The following is a 19433-nucleotide window of genomic DNA, read 5'->3' on the forward strand; positions in this document are numbered from 1 at the left end:
GCGGGGTAGTTGACCGGGTAGACGTCGAACGACTGCGCGCCGATGCGCGAGTGCAGGCCGTCGACGAAGGCCTGCCCGGTCGGGCCGACGCCCGGAGGCTCACCGGTGCCGCGGGCGAACACCACCTGTACATCCGGACAGGGATCCGCCCCGGCGGAGGGGACGACGGGCGACACGGCAAAGGCGGCGAGACCCGCCGCCGCGACCGCCGCAGGAGCAAGGGGACGAAGGACGTGACGTGCGATCATGGCGCAATGGTGCCCAAGCACTTTTCCCCCAAAACTGTCTGTTTCCATAGCTTTTGGTGACCATTTCCTGTTAGCACTGCCGTACCGAGCGCGGCCGGCCTTTGCGCCCTCGCGGTTTGCAGACGGTTCGAGATCGGCTGCGGTAACGAGGTTGCGGACCAGCCACGTCACTAAATCATAACGACTGGCGCGCAGCGCTGCTGACTAATGGCCCTATACCTTTGGCCGGAGTGTCACTATTGTGTTCGGCCGCAAGCCAAGTGCGGCGCCGTGGACGCCGGAACGAAGTGCCGCCCCGCCTTCCGGCCGGTTTACGAAGCCCACTCCGCGACGGTCGTTATGCGCGGTACGGGGCGGGTAGCCGAAACTGACCACGAATCAACCAACTGCGGAAGGCGACGACATGGCTACGGGTGAAACCGGTTTCGACGATGTGACCTTTGACCTGATTTCCGTTCAATACCACTCGTTGAAGGCCGGACATGATTACAGCCAGTATGTTCGCGACGCGAAGAACGCGGGCCTGGACGACGTCGCCGCATTCTTCGGTGACGTGATGGCACAGGACTCCCAGCGGGCGCAGCGGTGCCACGAGCTCCTCATGCGGCTGGAATCGGAGGCGGGTGCGACCACCGGCTGAGGCGGTGACATCCGGAGCGCGGTGACGCGCCCCGCCGGCGCGTGCCCGAAGCGGCCTTCGGTGTCGGCCCGACAGCCCCGGACGGGTGCGGCGGGCCAGCTAACCTAGAGCGGCCAAAATCGGCGCGACAACCGGAGGCCGTCCTGCATGATCAAGCAAACCTAGGGAAGAGCGCTGGGAACAGCGCGCGGCGTGGCCGCCGGCGATCGTCGCGCTCGTCTTTCTCAGCGTGTACTCGGTGGAGGTGCTCGGCCAACCACACGGTCAGCACGCCCTGAGCTGGACGTGGCGAGCCGGGCGGCGTGGGGCATGTTCGTCGTCGACTACCTGTTCGGGCTCAGCGTCGCGCCTGACCGCCGGCAATGGATCGTCCGCCACCTCTTCGACCTGCTTGTGGTCGCGCTTCTCCTCGCACACCGAGGAACTGCGCCACGAGCTGCACGCTAGGCCAGCTGGCCAACCATTGTCACCACGGTGAGGACCAGCACCGCCGCCCCGATGAAGTAGACCTGGCGGCGCGGCGTCAGCCCGGGCGGGGGCGGATCCCGTTGCAGCGTGCGCTGGCGCCGGATCGCGATGACGTACGTCGTCAGAGCAATCGCGGCGGCCAGCACGGCGGGGATGAACGATTTGAGGCTGACGGGGCCGTGCAAGTACTTCACCGTCAGCAGGGCCCCGTTGGCAAGGAAAGCGAACGACGTCCGCGTCCAGGCGAGCGTCGTCCGAACCGCCGGGTCGTTCAATGCATAACCGCCTTGGCGATCACCAGTCCGAGCGCGACGAGCCCGACCACGCTCAGGCCGACCGCCAGGTAGGCCGGTGTCGGGTGGCGGGGCAGTGGCACACCCCGGCGCATCGCACGGTCGGCCTGCGTCCACCGCAGCAGTCCCATGCCGCTGGTCAGGATGGCCAGCACCGCCAGACCCACGGCCAAAGTGCGGCGCGCCCCCGGGACTCCCAGCTCCGGCACGAGCTGCACAAGGGCGACCGCCGCGGCCAGCAGGCCCAGCGCCGTGCGCTGCCACGCCAGGAAAGTCCGCTCGTTGGCGAAGGTGAACCGGTAGTCGGGTTCGCGCTCGTCGGTGTCTTGCGCCACGAGGCACATCGTAGATTGGCCATTGTGGTGAAGGCGCTGTTGTTCGACGTGCAGGGGACCGCGACGGATTTCCATTCGACGGTGTGCGGGGAGGCGGAGCGGATCGGCGGCCGATTGGCCGGGGTCGACTGGGCCGAGGTGGTGCGGCGTTGGCGCGCAAGCTACTTCACCGCGCTGGAGGCGGCACAGGGTCGACACACCGGTTGGGTCTCGGTGCGCTCGGTGTATCGCGACTCGCTGGACTCCGTGCTGGACGACTGCGGCGCCGGCGGATTGTCGGCCGGCGAACGCGACGAGCTAACGCTGGCGTGGCAGCGGCTCAAACCGTGGCCCGACGCGGTGCCTGGGTTGCTACGGCTTAAGCGTTCCTACACGCTGGCGACCCTGTCGAACGCCGACGTGTCGGCGGTGATCAGCATCTCGAAGCTGGCGGGGCTGCCGTGGGACGCCGTCTTCGCCGCCGAGATGGCCGGCGTGTTCAAGCCCGACCCGGCGATGTACCGCATGGCCGCGACGTACCTCGGCCTGGAGCCCACCGAAATCATGATGGTGGCAAGCCACAAGTACGACATCCGCGCCGCGGGGCAACTCGGCTTCGCGACCGCGTTCGTCGCGCGCCCGCTGGAGTTCGGTCCGGGCGGCGACGCGGACGTCGCATACTCCGATGAGTTCGACGTGAACGCGTCCGACTTCCTGGACCTGGCTAGCCAACTCGGCTGCTAGCGGCGCGCCGATCCGGTCAGGGGCTGGCCGTTGGCCGCCTGCAGCAGGCAGATGACGGTGCTCGGCGTCGGGTTGGCCCCGGTCCGATCCTGGTTGGAGTCGATGAGATAGCTGATCGCGAACGGGCCTCGGTCGACCGGTTGGCCGGTGTAGGACGTCAGCCCGGCGGCGCAGTCCCGGTTGGCGACGGTGGCGATCGCGGTGTCGACGGCCATCGGCGCGCGCAGGTACACCTCGGCCAGATGCGCTGCCGCACAGTCGACGACCATCACGGTCACCCGGCTCAGGTCGGGCGGCGGGAGGTCGGTCACGCATTGGCCGACCTGCAGATCGATCCACTTCTCGGTCTGCGGACCCCGTGGCGTCGCGGCGGCGGTGGCATGTCCCGCCGCCAAAAGCGCCGCCGCGATCAGGCCGTCCAGCGCATGAAGGCCCCGCATGCGGTGAGTTTAGGCATTCAGCAGCGCCGGGTCGGGCTTTTCCGCGGACATCGACAGGAAGCCGCGCGCGCAGCGCGCGGCCAGCAGCCAGCTCGCCGGCTTCTTCATATCGAGGCCGCCGAGCAGTTGCTTGATCATGGTCAGCGTGTCGAAGTAGATGCGCTCGCAGACAAGCGTTTCCGCCTCATCGAACACGAAGTACGCAGTCATGCGGACTCGGAAGTGGCTGCCGGTGGGCGGAACCTTGCCGAGGTAGCCCAGATGCGTGCCCATCAGCCAGAACTCAACGATCACCGCGTCGGCGCTATGACGCAGCGCGATGATCTCGTGGTCCTGATCGGGGAATGCGGTCCGCGTGTAGGCGTAGTAATCACGCACCGCCCGGTCCCCGTCGTGCACGATCATCTGTGGGATCAGCTCGTAGCGCGGGTGCGGGAAGGTCGCCAGCACGTCGTCCCAGTCCTGGCGGACTTCGCCGTGGAAGTGGTCGAGCACAAGCTTTTCGCGGGCGGCCAGCACCTCGGGACGGGGAAACGCGGGAATGGTCACGGGGCTTAGGGTATGGCGCGGCGAGCAGACGCAAAAGTCCGCGACACGCCGCGGCGTTCGCTGCCTTTGCGTCTGCTCGCGGGGAGAGGGAGCCTTCGCGGGGAGAGGGAGCCCTCGCGGGGAGAGGGAGGCCCGCGGGGAGAGGGAGCCCCCCGAGGGGGAGGGAGCCCCGCGGGGAGAGGGAGCCCCGCTGGGAGGGATGACGCCCGGTTAGCCCGACGGTGGGGTCCAGGCGACCGGCAGCCTCTTGATCCCGTGGATGAACTGCGACAGCAGCCGCGACGGCTCCTCGATCGCCACGATGTCGGGGATCTCGCGGCGCAACTGGTCGAACACCACCCGGATCTCGCGCCGCGCCAGGTTCGCGCCGAGACAGAAGTGGGCGCCACCGCCGCCGAAGCCCAGGTGCGGGTTGGGGTTGCGCGCGACGTCGAAGGCCCACGGGTTGGCGAACTTCGACTCGTCGCGGTTCGCCGAGTTGTACCACAGCGTGGCCTTGTCGCCGGCGGCCATCCGCACGCCGCCGAGCTCGAAGTCGCGGGTCAGGGTGCGCCGCATGTAGACCACCGGCGAGGCCCACCGCACGACCTCCTCCACCGCGGTCGACGCCAGGCCGTCGTAGTCGGACCACCACTTGTCGCGCTGCTCGGGGTAGCGCGACAAGGCCAGCACGCCGTGGCTGATCGCGTTTCGGGTGGTCTCGTTGCCGGCCACCACCAGCAGGATGAAGAATGACGCGATCTCCGACGACGACAGCCGGTCGCCGTCGACCTCGGCCTCGACCAGGCTGGTGGTGAGGTCGTCGTGGTGGTTGACGCGGCGGTCCTCCGCCAGGGTGGTGGCGTAGGCACCGATGTCCATCGAGACCTTGAGGAATTCCTCGAAGTCCGTCGTCAGGTCGGGGTCGCCGAACCCGAGAATGACGTTGGTCCAGTGGAAGATTCGTTGATGGTCCGCCTCGGGGATGCCCATCATGTCGCAAATGATCTGCAGCGGCAGGGGGCCGGCGAGCTCGCTCACCAGATCAGCTTCGCCGTTGGGGTGGTTGGCGATCAGGTCGGTCACCAGCCGGTGGGCGCGCTCGCGCACCGACGCCTCGATGCGGGCCACCACCTTCGGGGTGAACGCCCGGCTGACGATCGACCGCAGCCGCTGGTGTCGCGGGTCGTCGAGCACGATCATCGAGCCGAAGTACTCGGCGATCTCGGGCGCGTTGTCGTTGATCGTGATGTTGGGGCTGGAGCTGAAGATGTCCGGGTGGCGGCTGGCGAAGTGCACGTCGTCGTGCCGGGTCAGCGCCCAGTGCCCGTCGCCCGCGGTGAACCCCTCCATCTCGATGGCGGGCCAGAACACGAGCGGGGCCTCGCTGCGCAGGGTGGCGAAGGCGCCGTCGCGGTAGTCGTCGTCCAGGGCCCAGAACTCCAGCGACCCGAGTTGGACGTCGGAGAGCGGGATCTCGGGTGGGGGCGCCCCGTTGGTCCGCGGTGCGATACCGGTCTTGAGGCTCACGGGGCCGCTCCTTCGTCGCTGAAGAGAGGTGACGGAACGGAGCCTAGACCGAGCTAGTCACTGGGTACAGACGGTGCGGGCGGGTGTCCCCGTCGCCGTCGCGTCCTTCACCGATCGGCCGTCGATCAGGATCCGGCAGGAGATCGAGCCGGGCGCCTGCGCGCTGAGTACGAACACCTGCCCGCCGAAACCGGTGAACTGCGTCGACCACGGCAGCTTGGCGTTCACCGCCCGCAACTGGCCGCCGTCGGTCTGATACGAGATGAATTCGGCCACCGGGGAACTGCCGGTCACCTCGTAGCGGACCTGAGGGAAGTCGTTGGCATGGGCCACGCCCGCGCACACTGTCGCGACGCCCACGCCCACCGCGAACAGGATCGAAGGGGCCCTGAGGTGACCGGTCATGAACCTCATCGTGTCATCCGGTGCGCTCGGACGGAAGCCTCGCGGCGGCCCCGAGCAGCACGACGGCGAACACCGCGCCCACCCCGCCCGAGACAAGCAGGGGCAGCCGCCCGTCGGCGCCCCACAGGAAGCCCGCCCACAGCCCCGCGGCCAGCACCGCAAAACCGCTCAGCCCCTGGAAGATGCCCTGCGCGCTGGACTGCAGCTCGGGACCGACAAGCGTTGAGATCCAAGCCTTCCCGACGCCGTCGTAGCAGGCGGTGAAGATGCCGTACGCGGCGATCAGGCCCCAGGCGGCCGCGGTGCTGGTGGTCAGTCCGAGACCGATGTAGCCGACCGCGAAGAACACCAGCCCGACCGCGTAGGCCACGGGCCGGCCGAAGCGGTCCGCGAGCAGTCCGGCCGGAAAGCTCGCCAGCGCGTACACGGCGTTGTAGCCGACGTAGGCCAGGATGACGCCGACCACCGAGAAGCCGATCTCCTTGAGCCGCAACAACAACAGCGCGTCCGGGAAGTTGGCGATGCTGAACGCGACCAGGAACGAGACCACCTCCCAGTAGCGCCGCGGCAGGCCCCGGGCCCCGGCAAACAGCGACCGCCGAGCCGCGGTCGGGGCGACTCTCGGTCGCTCGCGGACCCAGGCGATCAGCAGCACACTGAGCACCGCGGGGATCACCGCGAGATAGAGGACCGGGCCGATCCGGTGTCCGAAGAGCTCGTATCCGGCGAGCCCGAGCAGCGGGCCGATGACGGCGCCGAGCGTGTCCATGGTGCGGTGAAATCCGAACACCCGGCCGCGCTGGGCCGGCTCGATGCCATCGACTAGCAACGCGTCGCGCGGCGCGCCGCGCAGCCCCTTGCCCAGCCGGTCGACGACCCGGCCCAGCAAGACCCCGGGCCACGCGCCGGCGGCGGCGACGATCACCTTGCCCAGCGCTGCCATCCCGTAACCCGTCGCGATCAGCCGGCTGCGCGCGAACCGGTCGCCCAGCGGGCCGGACGCCACCTTGGTCAGCGACGCCGCGCCCTCCGCGGCACCCTCCACCGCGCCGACCACCGACGGCGGCGCGCCCAGCACCGTCGTCAAATACAGCGGCAGTAGGGGATACAGCAACTCGCTCGCGGCGTCCTGCAGCAGCGACACCAGCGACAGCACCCACACATTTGCCGTGAGCCAGGCCGGCCGGTTGCGCACCCGCCAGATGCTAGCTCCCGAACCCACCGCCCGCTTAGGGTGAAGCCGGGGGCCGGCCGGGAAGGTGACAATGACGTCAAAGCGCGTGGTGGTGTGGGGTACTGGCTTCGTCGGCAAAATGGTGATCGCCGAGATCGTCAGGCATCCGTTGTTCGAGTTGGTGGGCGTCGGCGTCAGCAACCCCGACAAGGTGGGCCGCGACGTCGCCGACATCTGCGGGCTGCCCGAGCCGACCGGAATTATCGCCACCGACGACGTCGACGCGCTGATCGCGCTCGAGCCCGACGCGCTGGTGCACTACGGCCCGACGGCGATGCACGCCAAGGACAACATCGAACTGATCACCCGCTTCCTGCGGGCCGGCATCGACGTGTGCTCGACCGCCATGACGCCGTGGGTCTGGCCGACGATGCACCTCAACCCGCCGCAGTGGATCCAGCCCATCACGGAGGCCTGCGAGCTGGGCGAGTCGTCCTGCTTCACCACCGGGATCGACCCCGGGTTCGCCAACGACCTGTTCCCGATGACGTTGATGGGGCTGTGCTCGGAGGTGCGCCGGGTGCGGGCCTCGGAACTGCTGGACTACACGAATTACGAGGGCGACTACGAGGTCGAGATGGGCATCGGCCGCGAGCCCGATTACAGCCCGCTGCTGAAGGACACCAACATGCTGATCTTCGCGTGGGGCGCGACGGTGCCGATGATCGCCCACGCCGCGGGCATCGTGCTCGACGAGATCACCACGACGTGGGATAAATGGGTGACGCCCACCGAGCGCAAGACCGTCAAGGGCGTCATCCAGCCCGGCCACGTCGCGGCCGTCCGGTTCACCATCAACGGCGTCTACCAGGGCGAGACCCGCATCCAGCTCGAACACGTCAACCGCATCGGTCACGACGCCGCGCCGGACTGGCCGTCCGGCCACGACGACGACGTCTACCGCGTGGACATTGAGGGGACGCCGAGCATCTTCCAGGAGACGGCGTTCCGGTTCACCGACGGCTCCGGCCGCGACCCGGCCACGGCGGGGTGCCTCTCCACCGGGATGCGCGCCCTCAACGCGGTGCCGGCCGTCAACGACCTGCGGCCGGGCTGGGTGACCCCGCTCGACCTGCCGCTGATCGCCGGCGTCGGCACCATCCGCTGACCGGCCCCCACAGCCGCGGTCCACGCTCTACACAGCTGGCACCCAGCTATTGCTGAGATTGTCTATGGATTAGGCCGCGCGGGACGCCGAGGACGGGGGTTGGGAAGATGGCCGACGGAGTGACACCGGCGCTGGGCCTGTCGATCGGTGCCACCAACCTGGCGGTCGTGACCGCCGAGAACGCCGTCGTCCGCAAGCCCGTGCTCACCCTCTACCGGGGGCGCCCACCCGAGATCGGCGTACCCTCCGAGAATCCCTGCCTCGACGAGCCCGGCCTGGTGATCCCCGACTTCGTGGATCGTGTCGGCGATCCCGCCGGCATCGTGGCGGCGGACGGTTCCGTACACCGCCCCGAGGCCCTGATCGCCGACGGGCTGCGGTCGCTCGCCTACGCCGCGACCGGTGACCGCCCCCTGCCCGACAGCGTGGCCGTCACCTACCCCGCGCACTGGGATTCCCGGGTGGTGGACGCCCTGGGCGCCGCGCTGAGTCGCGTGGCCGAATGGTCGAACCGGGCGAAGCCGCTGGTGCTGATCCCCGATGCCGCGGCGGCGCTGTTCGCGGCGCGCGCCAATCCCGGTCTTCCGTCCGCGGGCACCCCGGGCACGGTCGCCGTTTGCGACTTCGGCGGCACCGGCACCAGCATCACCCTGATGGACGCCGCCGGCGACTACCGGGCGCTGGCGCCCACGGTGCGCTACCACGACTTCTCCGGGAATCTGATCGACCAGGCCCTATTGACCGCTGTCATGGGCCACCTGCCCGGCGCCGGTTCCTTCGACCCGTCGAACACCCTGGCCAGCGGTTCGCTGAGCCGGCTGCGGGCGGAATGCCGCGGCGTGAAAGAACAGCTGTCGTTCGGCACCCTGGCGACGCTCACCGACGAGCTGCCCGGCATGCACGGCGACTTCCGGCTCACCCGGAACGAACTCGACGAGGTGATCCGCGACTCGCTGGACAACTTCCTGGCCGTTCTCGAACAAACCCTGGCGCGCAACGGTGTTCGCAATCTGACGGCGGTCGTGACGGTGGGGGGCGTGGCGAACATCCCGGCCGTCACCACCGCGCTGTCGGGGCGCCTGCGGGTGCCGGTCGTCACGCGGGAGCGCCCCCAGCTGACGCCGGCCGTCGGCGCCGCCCTGCGCGCTGCCCGCCGCCCGCACGAGGCCGGGGCGACGATGGCGAGCCGGGCCGCGCCCTCGCCGGCCCCCGCGGCACCGGTCCAGCCCGAGCCGACCGCGTTGGCTTGGCCCCGCCGCAGCGAGCCCCGGATCCGGCCCGCGCCCACGGAGGAGACGTTGGCCCGCGCGGTGCTGCCGCCCGACGAGCCCGCGCCGCCGGATCTCGAACCGACTCCCGAGCCTGAATCGGTGCCGCAGAAGCGGCACCGATTCAGGCGCCCGCCACTGGTGGTCGTCGCGGTGGTGCTCGCGCTGCTGGTCGCCGGCGTCGCGATGGTCTTCGCGCTGCGCCCAGGGGGCGCGCCGCCGACGGCACCGTCCGCGCCACCGAAGACCACCACGTCGGCCCCTGCCGCGCCGGCGCAGGCGCCACCGCCCAGCCCGGCGACGCGGGAAGCCCCGCCGCCCTCAGTGACCGACACCAACCCACCCGCCGAGACCGAGACCCCGACCACGGCGCCACCGTCGGCCACTCCGCACGCCGAACCGCCGGCCGTGGCTGCACCGGCGCATCAGTTTCCGCGCACCCCGGCGATCCCGGAGCTACCCTCGATCCCTGGGGTCAACGAGCCGATCCCCGGGCTGGATAAGATCAACCAGATCCTGCAGGAGTTCGGCGTGGGCCCGATCGGGCGCTAAAGACTGCTAGCTCAGGCCTTTTCGCCCTTGTTCTCCTCGGCCGCGGCTTCGCGAAGCTTGTCGTTGAGGGCCTTGTCCTCTTCGATCTGCTTCTTGTGCTCTTGGTCGTTCTGCATCTCCTCCGCCTTGGACCTGAGGTCGGAGTCGGAGTCGTCGGGAACCGCGAACTTGGGGTTGCCGTGGTCGTCCAGCCATTCGTTGACGGCGGTGCCCGAAACCATGCCGCCGGAGCCGGGGAGCACGATGGTGGGCTTCTCTTTGTAGGCCTCCATCATCTCAGCGGCTGCTTTTTTGTCGTCCTCGTCGGGCTCGGGTTTCTCGGTCGCGGCCCGATCTTCCTGCTCTTCTTCGGCCTCGGCTGACTTTCGCTCGTCGTCGTGACCAGCGGTTTTGTCGTCCTGCACGGTCATGCCCCTACCCCCTCAGAGTCGCAGTTCCGACTTCCAAAGCGGTTACCCACTGCGGTGTTGTGTCGAAACTCTCGTCAGCGCAACTTGACAAGGGAGACCACGGCCTGCGGGATACGCATCGGCTCGGGCGCGGCGGCGAGGCGCGTGGCGACGCCGGTCTCCAGCCGCTCGATGAATTCGACCGCCCGCGGGTCGGCGGCCCGGTTGTCGAGTGCGTGGACCAGTGCCGGGAACAGCGCGGACCGGGCGAACGCGGCCCACTGGGCGCCGAACGCGTGCGCGTCGTCGTCGACCTGGAACCGCGCCCAGAACCGGTCCTCGGCGATGAAGGTCTCCAGCCGGTCGATGGCCAGCCCCTCGAACCGCCCGCTGGGGGCAAACGGTGCGCGGAAGTCCTTCTCCCCGCGCCCGAACGTCGGAATTGCCATGCGCCGCAATTCTTCCCGATGAAGCAAGCCGTCGACGGCCAGGTCCTCCGCCGTCGCGAGGATGGCGTCGAGCAAGGTGGCGAAGCCGAAGCTGCCGTCCTCGTCGACGCCGAGCGTGAGCACCACCAGCCGCCCGTGCGGGGCGAGCTCGCGACCCCGGAACGCGACGAAGTTGTGCCAGTCCAGGGCGGCCTGGTCGGCGTAGGCCGCGAACGCGGCGTCGTCCTGGCCGTACGAGACGTGCACGTGTTCGTCGACTGCGCACGGCACCCGGCTCAGCCACTGGGCCGCCCACGACGACCAGCCGAGGTTGACGGTCTTGGACGGCACGATCTGCCCGTAGAACGACCGGCCGATCGCCGAGGCGAAACTCGCGGTGTCCTTGTTCAGGTAGCTGTCCGGGTCCTCCTCCAGGGTCCGGAACAGGGCTGTGAAGTCGTTGTCGGGAATGTCGGTGTGCGCCACCAGGATCGCGTGATCATGCCGGGTGCGCCGGCGCAGCACCGCAATGGCCTCCGCCATCGGCCGCAGCGAATTGTGCCCGTTGGCGGCGCCGTAATCGGCGACGATGATCGGCTGCGGTGGCTCGGGCAGCGGCACCTGTTCGGCGGCCTGCTGAAGGAACGAGATGGCGCGCGCCAGTCCGGCGGCCTGCAGCCGCGACGACTGGGTGTACGTCGCGCTGTGCGTCGGTTCCGGCCGGACCACGATGCTCGATTGAGGGCCCGAATCGGGCAGACGGGGCTCCGGCCGCATGCACCAACGATAGTCAGTCCAGCGCCGGGTAGGTGACCTTGGTGAGCCGCTCCGACAGCTCCCACAGCCGCCGGCAGTCGTCGTCGTTGCGGGCGCGCTTGGGCACATGGGCCGGCTTCACGCCGCCGCCGGCCGCCTCGAACAGTCCCAGGGGGCCGTAGAACGCGCCGCCCTCGGCCTGCGGCGTGGCCGCGGCGTAAAGCGCGGGCAGGATCCCGTCGTCGATCTCCTGCCACATGAACGGCGCCCACCGCCACGACGCCTTGTAGAGGCGTTCCATGAACGAGGGCTTCCCCAGCCCGTGCGACGGGCCGCTGATCTGCAGGTTGGTCATGGTCAGGCCGGGATGCGCGGCGTTGGAGACGATGCCCCAGCCGGCCTTCCGGCTGCGCCGGTCGAGTTCGAGGGCGAACATCAGCACCGCGAGCTTCGACTGGCCGTACGCCGCATTGGCGGAGTAGGACTTCTCGAACTGCGGGTCGTCGAAGTGGATGCTGCCGTAGCGGGCCGCGAGGCTGCTCAGGGAGACGACGCGGGCCCCGGTGGCGGCGCGCAGCAGCGGGAGCAGGTGGGCAGTCAGCGCGAAGTGCCCGAGATGGTTGCTGCCGAACTGCAATTCGAAGCCGTCGGCGGTGGTGTCGCGGTTGGGCGGCGTCATGACGCCGGCGTTGTTGACCAGGATGTCGATCGGGCGGCCCTCGGCGTTCAGCTGCTCGCCCAGGGCGGCGACCGACGCCAGCGACGACAGGTCGAGGGATTTGATGGTCAGTTTGGCGTCGGGAACCGTTTGGCGGATTTCCTCGATCGCCGCCTCACCCTTGGGCTGGTTGCGGATCGCCATGACAACATCGGCGCCCGCGGCCGACAGGCGCCGGGCGAGCCCAAACCCCAGGCCGCTGTTGGCTCCGGTGACGACCACCAGCTTTCCCGACAGGTCGGGCACGGTGGCAACGAGATCGTGGGCCATGCGTATCACTCCTTATCGGTAACGAGCACGTCCTAGTGTGCTCCTTGTGCCGCCGTCCGCGAACCCCGAGCGCGTCTACGGCGCCGCGGCGGCCTTCGCCGCCGGCGCGCTCCCCGCGTTGGCGTTTCCCGCGCCCGCGTGGTGGCTCGTGGCGTGGTTCGGCGTCGTCCCGCTGCTGTGGCTGGTGCGGGCCGCTCCCGGGCCGGGCGAGGCCGCCGTGCGCGGCTGGCTCGGGGCGACCGCGTTCGTGCTGGCCACCCAGTATTGGCTGGCGGGCAGCGCCGGGCTGTTGCTGCCGGTGCTGGCGGTCGGGTTGGGTGCGCTGTGGCTGCCCTGGGGCTGGCTGGCCCACCGGCTGTTGGCCGCCACGGTCGGCGGTGGGCGGGCGATCGCGGCACTGGTGGTTCTGCCCGGCGCGTGGGTGGCGGCGGAGGTGGCTCGTTCCTGGCCGCCGCTGGGCGGCTCGTGGGCGCCCCTCGGTGCGTCGCAGGCCGCCCAGCCCGTGATGCTGGCGTCGGCGTCGTTGGGCGGGGTGTGGCTGACGAGTTTCCTTGTGCTGGCGGCGAACACGGCGCTGGTCGGCCTTCTCGCCGGGGTTCGCCGGCGGGTTCTGCCGGCGTGCCTGGCGGTGGCAGTGGCGGCCGGCCCGCTGTGGTATCTCCTGGGCCCCGCCCCGGCCGCGGGATCGACTCTACGCGTCGCGCTGGTGCAGCCCGGTGACATTGCCGACTCGGCCGCCAGGGCGGGTGCCGGGGAGCTGTGGACCGCGACGCTGGTGGGCCGGCGGCCCGACCTGGTGGTATGGGGTGAAAGCAGCGTGGGGCAGGACGTGGACACCCACCCCGAGGAGTTGGCGCGCCTCGTCGAACTGTCGCGGCGGGTGGGCGCCGACGTGCTGGTCAACGTCGACGCCCGGGCGGCCGACGGTCGGATCCGCAAGTCGTCGGTGCTGGTCGGGCCGGATGGGCTGCGGGGGAGCTATCAAAAGACGCGGCTGGTGCCGTTCGGCGAATACGTGCCGTTGCGAACGCTCCTCGGGTGGGCCACCCGCGGCAGCACGGCCGCCGCCGAGGACCGGCAGCCCGGCGGCGGGCCGGTGGTGCTGCGGGCCGGCGGGCAGTCGATTGGGCCGCTGATCAGCTACGAGGCCGTCTTTCCCGACCTAGCCCGCCGCGAGGCCCGGCTGGGGGCCGCGCTGCTGGTCTATCAGAGCTCGACGTCGTCGTTTCAGGGCAGTTGGGCGCAGCCGCAGCTCGCCGCGCAACCCGCGGTGCGTGCCGTCGAGGCCGGCCGCCCGGCCGTGCACGCGGGATTGTCCGGCGACAGTTCGGCTTTCGACGCGCGCGGGCATCGGCTGGCGTGGTGCCCGTCCGGCTTTCGCGGCGTCGCCGTGGTCGACGTGCCGCTGGGCTCGACGACGACGTGGTACGAGCGGCTGGGCGACTGGGTGCCGGTGGCGGCGTTCGTGGTGCTCGGCGCCGCGGTCGTTCGCTGGCGGCGCCCCCCGCGCGGTGCCACACTGCCTGAATGAGCAGCAGACGGCTGGCCAAGATCTCGCTGGCCACCGCCATCGCGGTCATGGTTGCGGCGCTCGCCGGCTTCGTCGTGACCCTGGTGCTCAACGCCTTCTTTCTGGACAAGTACAACGAGTACGGAGAGGTGCCCGTGCCGGGGTCGGGCACCCTCAGCCTGCCCGCCGGTGACGTGGCCGTCAGCTTCCACGCCATCGTGATCGGCAGCCCGAACGGGGGCGGCCTGCCGGTGCCGCCGCTGGGCGTCACGATCGTCCCTCCCGACGGTGTGGCGCAGCCCGTGATGACCGAAAACATCGGCGGCACAACGACGGTGAACAACGATTCGCATGTGCGGGTGTGGGTTGCTCACATCGCAGCCGCCGGCGTCTACCACGTCACCACCGACGGCCAGGTCAACGGATACATCGATCCGCGGCTGGCGTTCGGCCACCAGGGTTCCACCGGTCACCTGGTGTGGTTGTCCGTGGGCGTGTTCGTCGTCGGCCTGGGTGTCGCGGTGCTGTCGGGCATCTGGCTGGCCCGCACCCGCCGCGGGGCGGTCCTGGCCACCACCCCGGCATTCCATGTGCCGCCGGCCGCGCCGTATGAGCCCAGCGGCGAGGGCGTGCGCCTGGAGCGGCTGAAAACCCTTGCCGCGCTGCGTGACTCGGGCATTCTTACCGAACGGGAGTTCGAGGCGGAGAAGCGGCGGATTCTCAACGAGAGCTGAGTGGCTCTCGATGTGCCCGCCTCGTAGCGACAATTCAGGGGAGCCCGGGGACTTTAGGCGCGGCTTGGGGCAGGTCGCTTGGGTTTGTGCTCGTTGGGCTTGGGCCTGGTGGCGGCTGAGGCTTCCAAAGTGCACCCGGACGAGTTGAGTGTGCGTCGGGTGCGTTGAGTGTGCATCCAGGCATTTGAGTGTGAACCCGGGGCGGGGAATTCCGCTCAATGACCGCCCTGGATTCACACAGAAAGCCGTCAGTGCACACTCGAAAGCCGCGCAGCGCCGGCACCCTGGCGGGCGTGCACCCTGGCTGCAGGAGCGCGCGGCAGCCTTCCGGCGCGCAACACCGAAACGCGAGCACCCCGCCTGCCGCCGTTGTCGCTACGAGGCGGGCAAAGATCAGTGGCCTCGAGCCACCCATTCTTCGTAGTGCACGATCTCGTCGCCGATCGTGGTGCTGTCGCCGTGGCCGGTGTACACGATCGTCTCACCGGGCAGCTTGCCGAGCCGGCCGGAGATCGACTCGAGAATCGTCGGGAAGTCGGAGTACGAGCGTCCGGTCGCGCCGGGGCCGCCGGCGAACAACGTGTCGCCGCTGAACACCACGCCCAGGTCGTGGACGTACCAGCACACCGATCCGGGGGAGTGGCCGGGCGTGTGCTGCGCACGCAACTCCGTCCCGCCGATGGAAAGCGTCTCACCGTCGGAAATCGGGCGAAAGTCACTGTCCGGGTGGGTCATTCGCCACAGCACCTCGTCGGCCGGATGTAGCAGCACGGGTGCGTCGAGCGTCTTGCCGAGCTCCGGAGCGACGGTAACGTGGTCGTTGTGCCCGTGCGTGCACACCACCGCGACCACGTGTCGGCCGGCGACGGCCTCGACGATCGGTGCCGCGTCGTGGGCGGCGTCGAACACCACGACGTTGGAGTTGTCGCCGACCAGCCAGATGTTGTTGTCGACTTCCCAACTGCCGCCGTCGAGTTCGAAGGTCCCGTGGGTCACCACCCGCTCGATATTGACCATCAGAGCATCACCACCGACCGCAACACCTTGCCCCCGTGCATCTTGTGGAAAGCCTCCTCGACGTCGCCCAGGCCGATGCGCTCGGAGACGAATTGCTCCAGCGGCAGCCGCCCCTGCAGGTAGAGGTCGATCAGGGTGGGAAAGTCCCGCTCGGGCAGGCAGTCGCCGTACCACGACGACTTCAGCGCCCCGCCATGGCTGAAGAAGTCGACCAGCGGCATCTCGAGCTTCATGTCGGGCGTAGGAACCCCCACCAGCACAACGGTTCCCGCGAGGTCGCGGGCGTAGAAGGCCTGCTTCCACGTCTCGGGCCGGCCGACGGCGTCGATCGCCACGTTGACGCCGAACCCATCGGTGAGCTCCTGGATGGCCTCGACGACGTCGGCCTCGCGGGCGTTGATGGTGTGCGTGGCGCCGAACTTGCGGGCCAGGTCCAGCTTGGCGTTGTCCATGTCGACGGCAATGATCCGCCGCGCCCCGACCAGCGCCGCGCCGGCGATCGCAGCGTCCCCCACGCCGCCGCACCCGATCACCGCGACGGTGTCGTCGCGGGTCACCCCGGCGGTGTTGATCGCCGCGCCGATGCCCGCCATCACGCCGCAGCCCAGCAGGCCCGCGACGGCCGGGTCGGCCGCGGGGTCGACCTTGGTGCACTGGCCGGCGTGCACCAGCGTCTTGTCGGCGAACGCCCCGATGCCCAGCGCCGGCGTCAGCTCCGTACCGTCGGCCAGCGTCATCTTCTGCGCGGCGTTGAAGGTGTCGAAACACAGGTGCGGCCGGCCCCGCTTGCACGCCCGGCACTGCCCGCACACGGCCCGCCAGTTGAGGATCACGAAATCACCCGGTGCCACCGCGGTGACACCCAGCCCGACGGCCTCCACCGTCCCGGCGGCCTCGTGGCCCAGCAGGAATGGGAAGTCGTCGTTGATCCCGCCCTCGCGATAGGTCAGGTCGGTGTGGCACACCCCGCAGGCGATGATGTCCACCACCGCCTCGCCCGGCCCGGGGTCGGGGACGACGATGTCGACCAATTCGACGGGCTCGCCCTTCTTGCGTGAGATGACGCCGCGCACTGTCTGACTCATGCGTTCCAACCTATCGTCGGGTGCCGCACGAGGCTGCCCCGGTGGCGCCGGTCACGCGTTGAGCCCGCCCGGCGTGACGGGCGTTCGGTGTAGCGTCGGCGAGCGTGACGGCTCCCGAGAGCGCCTCCGAATTCACCGAACGCATGGTCGCGGCCGTCGACGCGGCCAGCCTGACGCTGCTGCTGAGCATCGGGCATCAGACCGGCCTCTTCGACACGATGGCCGGCCTGCCGCCCGCCACCAGCGCGCGGATCGCCGAGGCCGCCGGCCTCGACGAGCGCTACGTGCGGGAGTGGCTGGGTGGCATGACCGCCGGGCACGTCGTCGATTACGACCCGCAGGCCGGCGCCTACGCGTTGCCGGCCCACCGGGCGCGCGCGGTCACGCGGGCGGCGGGACCGGACAACCTCGCCATGATGGCGCAGTTCATCTCGCTGCTCGCCGAGGTCGAACAGCAGGTCGTCGGCTGCTTCCGCAACGGCGGGGGCGTGCCCTACAGTGCCTTTCCCCGCTTCCACACGCTGCAGGCCGAGCAGAGCGGCGCGGTGTTCGACCGCGCGCTCGTCGACGTCGTGCTGCCACTGGTGGACGGCCTGTCCGAACTTCTGCGCTCGGGGGCCGACGTGGCCGACTTCGGTTGCGGCAGCGGCCATGCGATCAACGTGATGGCGGGGGCGTTCCCGGCGAGCCGGTTCACCGGCCTCGACTTCTCCGACGAGGCCGTCGCGGTCGGCGCCCGCGAGGCCGAGCGCCTCGGGCTGAGCAACGCGCGCTTCGAGCGCCACAACCTGGCGGAGATCGACAAGCGAGACACCTACGACGTGATTACCGTGTTCGACGCCATCCACGACCAGGCGCAGCCGGCGCGCGTGCTGGAGAACATCCATCGCGCCCTGCGGCCCGGCGGTGTCCTGCTGATGGCCGACATCAAGGCGTCCAGCCGGCTCGAGGACAACGTTGGCGTGCCGATGAGCACCTACCTGTACACCGTCTCGCTGATGCACTGCATGACGGTCTCGCTGGCCCTGGACGGTGCCGGGCTGGGCGCGGCGTGGGGCGCTCAGCTGGCCACCGCGATGCTGGCCGACGCCGGGTTCGACGAAGTGCGGGTCGCCGAGACCGAGGCCGACCCGTTCAACAACTACTACATCGCCCGGAAATGACGAGCGCGCTGGACGCGGTCGACGCGTGGCCGGTCGGGGCCGTCGCGGCCGCCGTCGTCGGGCCGGACGGGGTCCTCGACAGCCACGGCGACACCCGGCGGGTGTTCGAGCTGGCGTCGGTGACCAAGCCACTGGTCGCCCGCGCCGTGCATGTCGCCGTCGAGGAGGGCGTCGTCGAACTCGACACCCCGGCCGGCCCGCCCGGCGCCACGATCCGGCACCTGCTCGCCCACGCGTCGGGCCTGGCGATGCACGGCGACAAGGTGCTGGCCAAGCCGGGCACCCGGCGGATGTACTCCAATTACGGGTTCACCGTGCTGGCGCAGGCCGTGGAGCGCGAGTCGGAGATCGAATTCGGCCGGTACCTCACCGAGGCGGTGTGTGAGCCCCTGGCCATGGCCGCCACCCGCCTGAACGGCGGCACCGAGGCCGCCGGGTTCGGCGCGACGTCGACGGTGGCGGACCTGGCCGCGTTCGCCGGTGACCTGCTGAGGCCGTCGACGGTGTCCACGCAGCTGCACGCCGAGGCGACGACCGTGCAGTTTCCCGGCCTGGACGGCGTCCTGCCGGGCTACGGCGTCCAGCGGCCCAACGACTGGGGACTCGGCTTCGAGATCCGCAACGGCAAGTCGCCGCACTGGACGGGCGCGCGCAACTCGGCCCGCACGTACGGCCATTTCGGCCAGGCCGGCGGGTTCGTCTGGGCAGACCCCGAGGCCGGACTGGCCCTGGTGGCGCTCACCGACCGGGACTTCGGCGAGTGGGCGCTGCGGCCTTGGCCTGCGCTTTCCGACGCGGTGCTCGCGCAATTCCGACAGTGAAAAACGCACACTAGCGCAACATGGGTATCACAAGGCACAATAGACACGCACGACACACAAATTAAGTAAGCAGCATCTGCTTGTCAGGTCCGCCAGGTCGTTGGGGAAGACGTCCCTCGTGGAACTGAAGGAGCAGAAATGCGTGCGTCGAATCAATTCTCCGACGTGACGACCGGCGTGGTGTACGTCCACGCCTCGCCGGCCGCGGTGTGCCCGCACGTCGAGTGGGCGTTGTCGTCGACGCTGCAATCCAAGGCCAACCTGGTCTGGACCCCGCAGCCGGCGATGCCCGGGCAGCTGCGCGCCGTCACCAACTGGGTCGGTCCCGTCGGGACCGGCAGCCGGTTGGCGAACGCGCTGCGCTCCTGGTCGGTGCTGCGGTTCGAGGTCACCGAGGATCCCAGCCCCGGCGTGGACGGTCACCGGTTCAGCCACACTCCGCAGCTCGGCCTGTGGAGCGGGGCGATGAGCGCCAACGGCGACGTCATGGTCGGCGAGATGCGGCTGCGGTCGATGATGGCCCAGGGCGCCGACTCGCTGGCCGCCGAGCTGGACTCGGTGCTGGGCACGGCGTGGGACGAGGCGCTCGAGGTGTACCGCGAGGGCGGCGACGCCGGCGAGGTGACCTGGTTGAGCCGGGGCGTCGGGTAGCCGAGGCGCCTAGGGCGTGTCTGGCAATGGTTTCGGGTGTTGTGCGTGAGGCTTGGGGTATGTCGCGGTTTCAGTTGCTTACCGATGCCCAGTGGGCCTTGATCGTTGATCTTCTTCCC

General features: G+C 69.8%; 22 protein-coding genes. 9 read left to right on the forward strand and 13 right to left on the reverse strand.

Going from position 1 to position 19433, the window contains the following annotated elements; genetic code table 11:
* Nucleotides 1–248, reverse strand: a 248-nt coding sequence (locus tag SKC42_RS26710) for a cutinase family protein (protein WP_330967246.1), incomplete at its 3' end; no start/stop codon positions are given.
* Nucleotides 249–651: 403 nt separating this feature from the next.
* On the opposite strand from SKC42_RS26710, the gene SKC42_RS26715 reads away from it, so the two are divergent.
* The gene (locus SKC42_RS26715) at nt 652–888 is read left to right on the forward strand and encodes an acyl carrier protein (RefSeq protein ID WP_330967247.1); all 237 of its coding nucleotides are present in this window, start codon (nt 652–654) and stop codon (nt 886–888) included.
* A 443-nt stretch (nt 889–1331) separates the two neighbouring features.
* Here SKC42_RS26715 and SKC42_RS26720 read toward each other — a convergent pair whose 3' ends face one another.
* Complete coding sequence (locus SKC42_RS26720) at nt 1332–1631, reverse strand: DUF202 domain-containing protein (protein ID WP_330967248.1); 300 nt, start codon at nt 1629–1631, stop codon at nt 1332–1334.
* A complete protein-coding gene (locus SKC42_RS26725) occupies nt 1628–1993 on the reverse strand; it encodes a YidH family protein (RefSeq protein ID WP_442932277.1) in 366 nt (121 codons plus the stop codon). Before SKC42_RS26725 ends, SKC42_RS26720 begins: the two co-directional genes overlap by 4 nt.
* An 18-nt stretch (nt 1994–2011) precedes the next feature.
* Here SKC42_RS26725 and SKC42_RS26730 point away from each other — a divergent pair, with 18 nt between their 5' ends.
* On the forward strand, nt 2012–2707 hold the full coding sequence (locus tag SKC42_RS26730; RefSeq protein WP_442932279.1) for a haloacid dehalogenase type II: 696 nt from the start codon (nt 2012–2014) through the stop codon (nt 2705–2707).
* Here SKC42_RS26730 and SKC42_RS26735 read toward each other — a convergent pair.
* From SKC42_RS26735 to SKC42_RS26755, 5 genes are all read right to left on the reverse strand, one after another.
* Nucleotides 2704–3147, reverse strand: a complete 444-nt coding sequence (locus SKC42_RS26735) for a hypothetical protein (protein WP_330967251.1) — start codon at nt 3145–3147, stop codon at nt 2704–2706. The genes SKC42_RS26730 and SKC42_RS26735 overlap by 4 nt on opposite strands.
* Nucleotides 3148–3156: 9 nt before the next feature.
* A complete protein-coding gene (locus tag SKC42_RS26740) occupies nt 3157–3696 on the reverse strand; it encodes an ester cyclase (protein WP_330967252.1) in 540 nt (179 codons plus the stop codon).
* 210 nt (nt 3697–3906) lie between these two features.
* On the reverse strand, nt 3907–5205 hold the full coding sequence (locus tag SKC42_RS26745) for a cytochrome P450 (protein ID WP_330967253.1): 1299 nt from the start codon (nt 5203–5205) through the stop codon (nt 3907–3909).
* Nucleotides 5206–5262: 57 nt separating this feature from the next.
* Nucleotides 5263–5610, reverse strand: coding sequence for an MmpS family transport accessory protein (locus SKC42_RS26750; RefSeq protein WP_330967254.1), 348 nt, complete (start codon nt 5608–5610; stop codon nt 5263–5265).
* Between the two features lie 13 nt (nt 5611–5623).
* Nucleotides 5624–6805 carry an MFS transporter gene (locus tag SKC42_RS26755; RefSeq protein ID WP_330967255.1) on the reverse strand — a complete coding sequence of 394 codons (1182 nt, stop codon included), beginning with the start codon at nt 6803–6805 and terminating at the stop codon, nt 5624–5626.
* Between the two features lie 70 nt (nt 6806–6875).
* Between SKC42_RS26755 and SKC42_RS26760 the strand changes: the two genes are divergently transcribed.
* Both SKC42_RS26760 and SKC42_RS26765 read left to right on the forward strand, forming a co-directional pair.
* The gene (locus tag SKC42_RS26760) at nt 6876–7952 is read left to right on the forward strand and encodes an NAD(P)H-dependent amine dehydrogenase family protein (protein ID WP_330967256.1); all 1077 of its coding nucleotides are present in this window, start codon (nt 6876–6878) and stop codon (nt 7950–7952) included.
* A gap of 107 nt (nt 7953–8059) precedes the next feature.
* Nucleotides 8060–9772, forward strand: coding sequence for an Hsp70 family protein (locus SKC42_RS26765; protein WP_330967257.1), 1713 nt, complete (start codon nt 8060–8062; stop codon nt 9770–9772).
* Nucleotides 9773–9783: 11 nt separating this feature from the next.
* On the opposite strand, the gene SKC42_RS26770 is transcribed toward SKC42_RS26765, so the two are convergent.
* The 3 genes from SKC42_RS26770 to SKC42_RS26780 form a co-directional block, all read right to left on the reverse strand.
* The gene (locus tag SKC42_RS26770; RefSeq protein WP_330967258.1) at nt 9784–10182 is read right to left on the reverse strand and encodes a hypothetical protein; all 399 of its coding nucleotides are present in this window, start codon (nt 10180–10182) and stop codon (nt 9784–9786) included.
* A gap of 74 nt (nt 10183–10256) precedes the next feature.
* Entirely contained in the window at nt 10257–11366 is a 1110-nt protein-coding gene (locus tag SKC42_RS26775) for an SAM-dependent methyltransferase (protein ID WP_330967259.1), read from the reverse strand.
* 13 nt (nt 11367–11379) lie between these two features.
* On the reverse strand, nt 11380–12333 hold the full coding sequence (locus SKC42_RS26780) for an SDR family oxidoreductase (RefSeq protein WP_330967260.1): 954 nt from the start codon (nt 12331–12333) through the stop codon (nt 11380–11382).
* Between the two features lie 46 nt (nt 12334–12379).
* Here SKC42_RS26780 and lnt point away from each other — a divergent pair, with 46 nt between their 5' ends.
* Together lnt and SKC42_RS26790 are read left to right on the forward strand one after the other, a co-directional pair.
* The gene (gene lnt, locus SKC42_RS26785) at nt 12380–13864 is read left to right on the forward strand and encodes an apolipoprotein N-acyltransferase (protein WP_330967261.1); all 1485 of its coding nucleotides are present in this window, start codon (nt 12380–12382) and stop codon (nt 13862–13864) included.
* Nucleotides 13861–14577 (forward strand): SHOCT domain-containing protein, encoded by a 717-nt coding sequence (locus tag SKC42_RS26790; RefSeq protein ID WP_330967262.1) that lies wholly within the window; start codon nt 13861–13863, stop codon nt 14575–14577. The genes lnt and SKC42_RS26790 overlap by 4 nt, the downstream gene beginning before the upstream one ends.
* A gap of 393 nt (nt 14578–14970) precedes the next feature.
* On the opposite strand, the gene SKC42_RS26795 is transcribed toward SKC42_RS26790, so the two are convergent.
* Nucleotides 14971–15594 carry an MBL fold metallo-hydrolase gene (locus SKC42_RS26795; RefSeq protein WP_330967263.1) on the reverse strand — a complete coding sequence of 208 codons (624 nt, stop codon included), beginning with the start codon at nt 15592–15594 and terminating at the stop codon, nt 14971–14973.
* Nucleotides 15594–16679: an S-(hydroxymethyl)mycothiol dehydrogenase gene (locus tag SKC42_RS26800; RefSeq protein WP_330967264.1), complete on the reverse strand. Its 1086-nt coding sequence runs from the start codon at nt 16677–16679 to the stop codon at nt 15594–15596. Before SKC42_RS26800 ends, SKC42_RS26795 begins: the two co-directional genes overlap by 1 nt.
* Before the next feature lie 143 nt (nt 16680–16822).
* On the opposite strand from SKC42_RS26800, the gene SKC42_RS26805 reads away from it, so the two are divergent.
* From SKC42_RS26805 to SKC42_RS26815, 3 genes are all read left to right on the forward strand, one after another.
* A complete protein-coding gene (locus SKC42_RS26805; protein WP_330967267.1) occupies nt 16823–17842 on the forward strand; it encodes a class I SAM-dependent methyltransferase in 1020 nt (339 codons plus the stop codon).
* Nucleotides 17839–18663, forward strand: coding sequence for a serine hydrolase domain-containing protein (locus SKC42_RS26810; RefSeq protein WP_330967265.1), 825 nt, complete (start codon nt 17839–17841; stop codon nt 18661–18663). Before SKC42_RS26805 ends, SKC42_RS26810 begins: the two co-directional genes overlap by 4 nt.
* Before the next feature lie 138 nt (nt 18664–18801).
* Nucleotides 18802–19314 carry a DUF3145 domain-containing protein gene (locus SKC42_RS26815; RefSeq protein ID WP_330967266.1) on the forward strand — a complete coding sequence of 171 codons (513 nt, stop codon included), beginning with the start codon at nt 18802–18804 and terminating at the stop codon, nt 19312–19314.
* The last annotated feature ends 119 nt before the right edge of the window (nt 19315–19433 follow it).

It is taken from the genome of Mycobacterium sp. 050134, from assembly GCF_036409085.1.
Lineage (GTDB): Bacteria > Actinomycetota > Actinomycetes > Mycobacteriales > Mycobacteriaceae > Mycobacterium.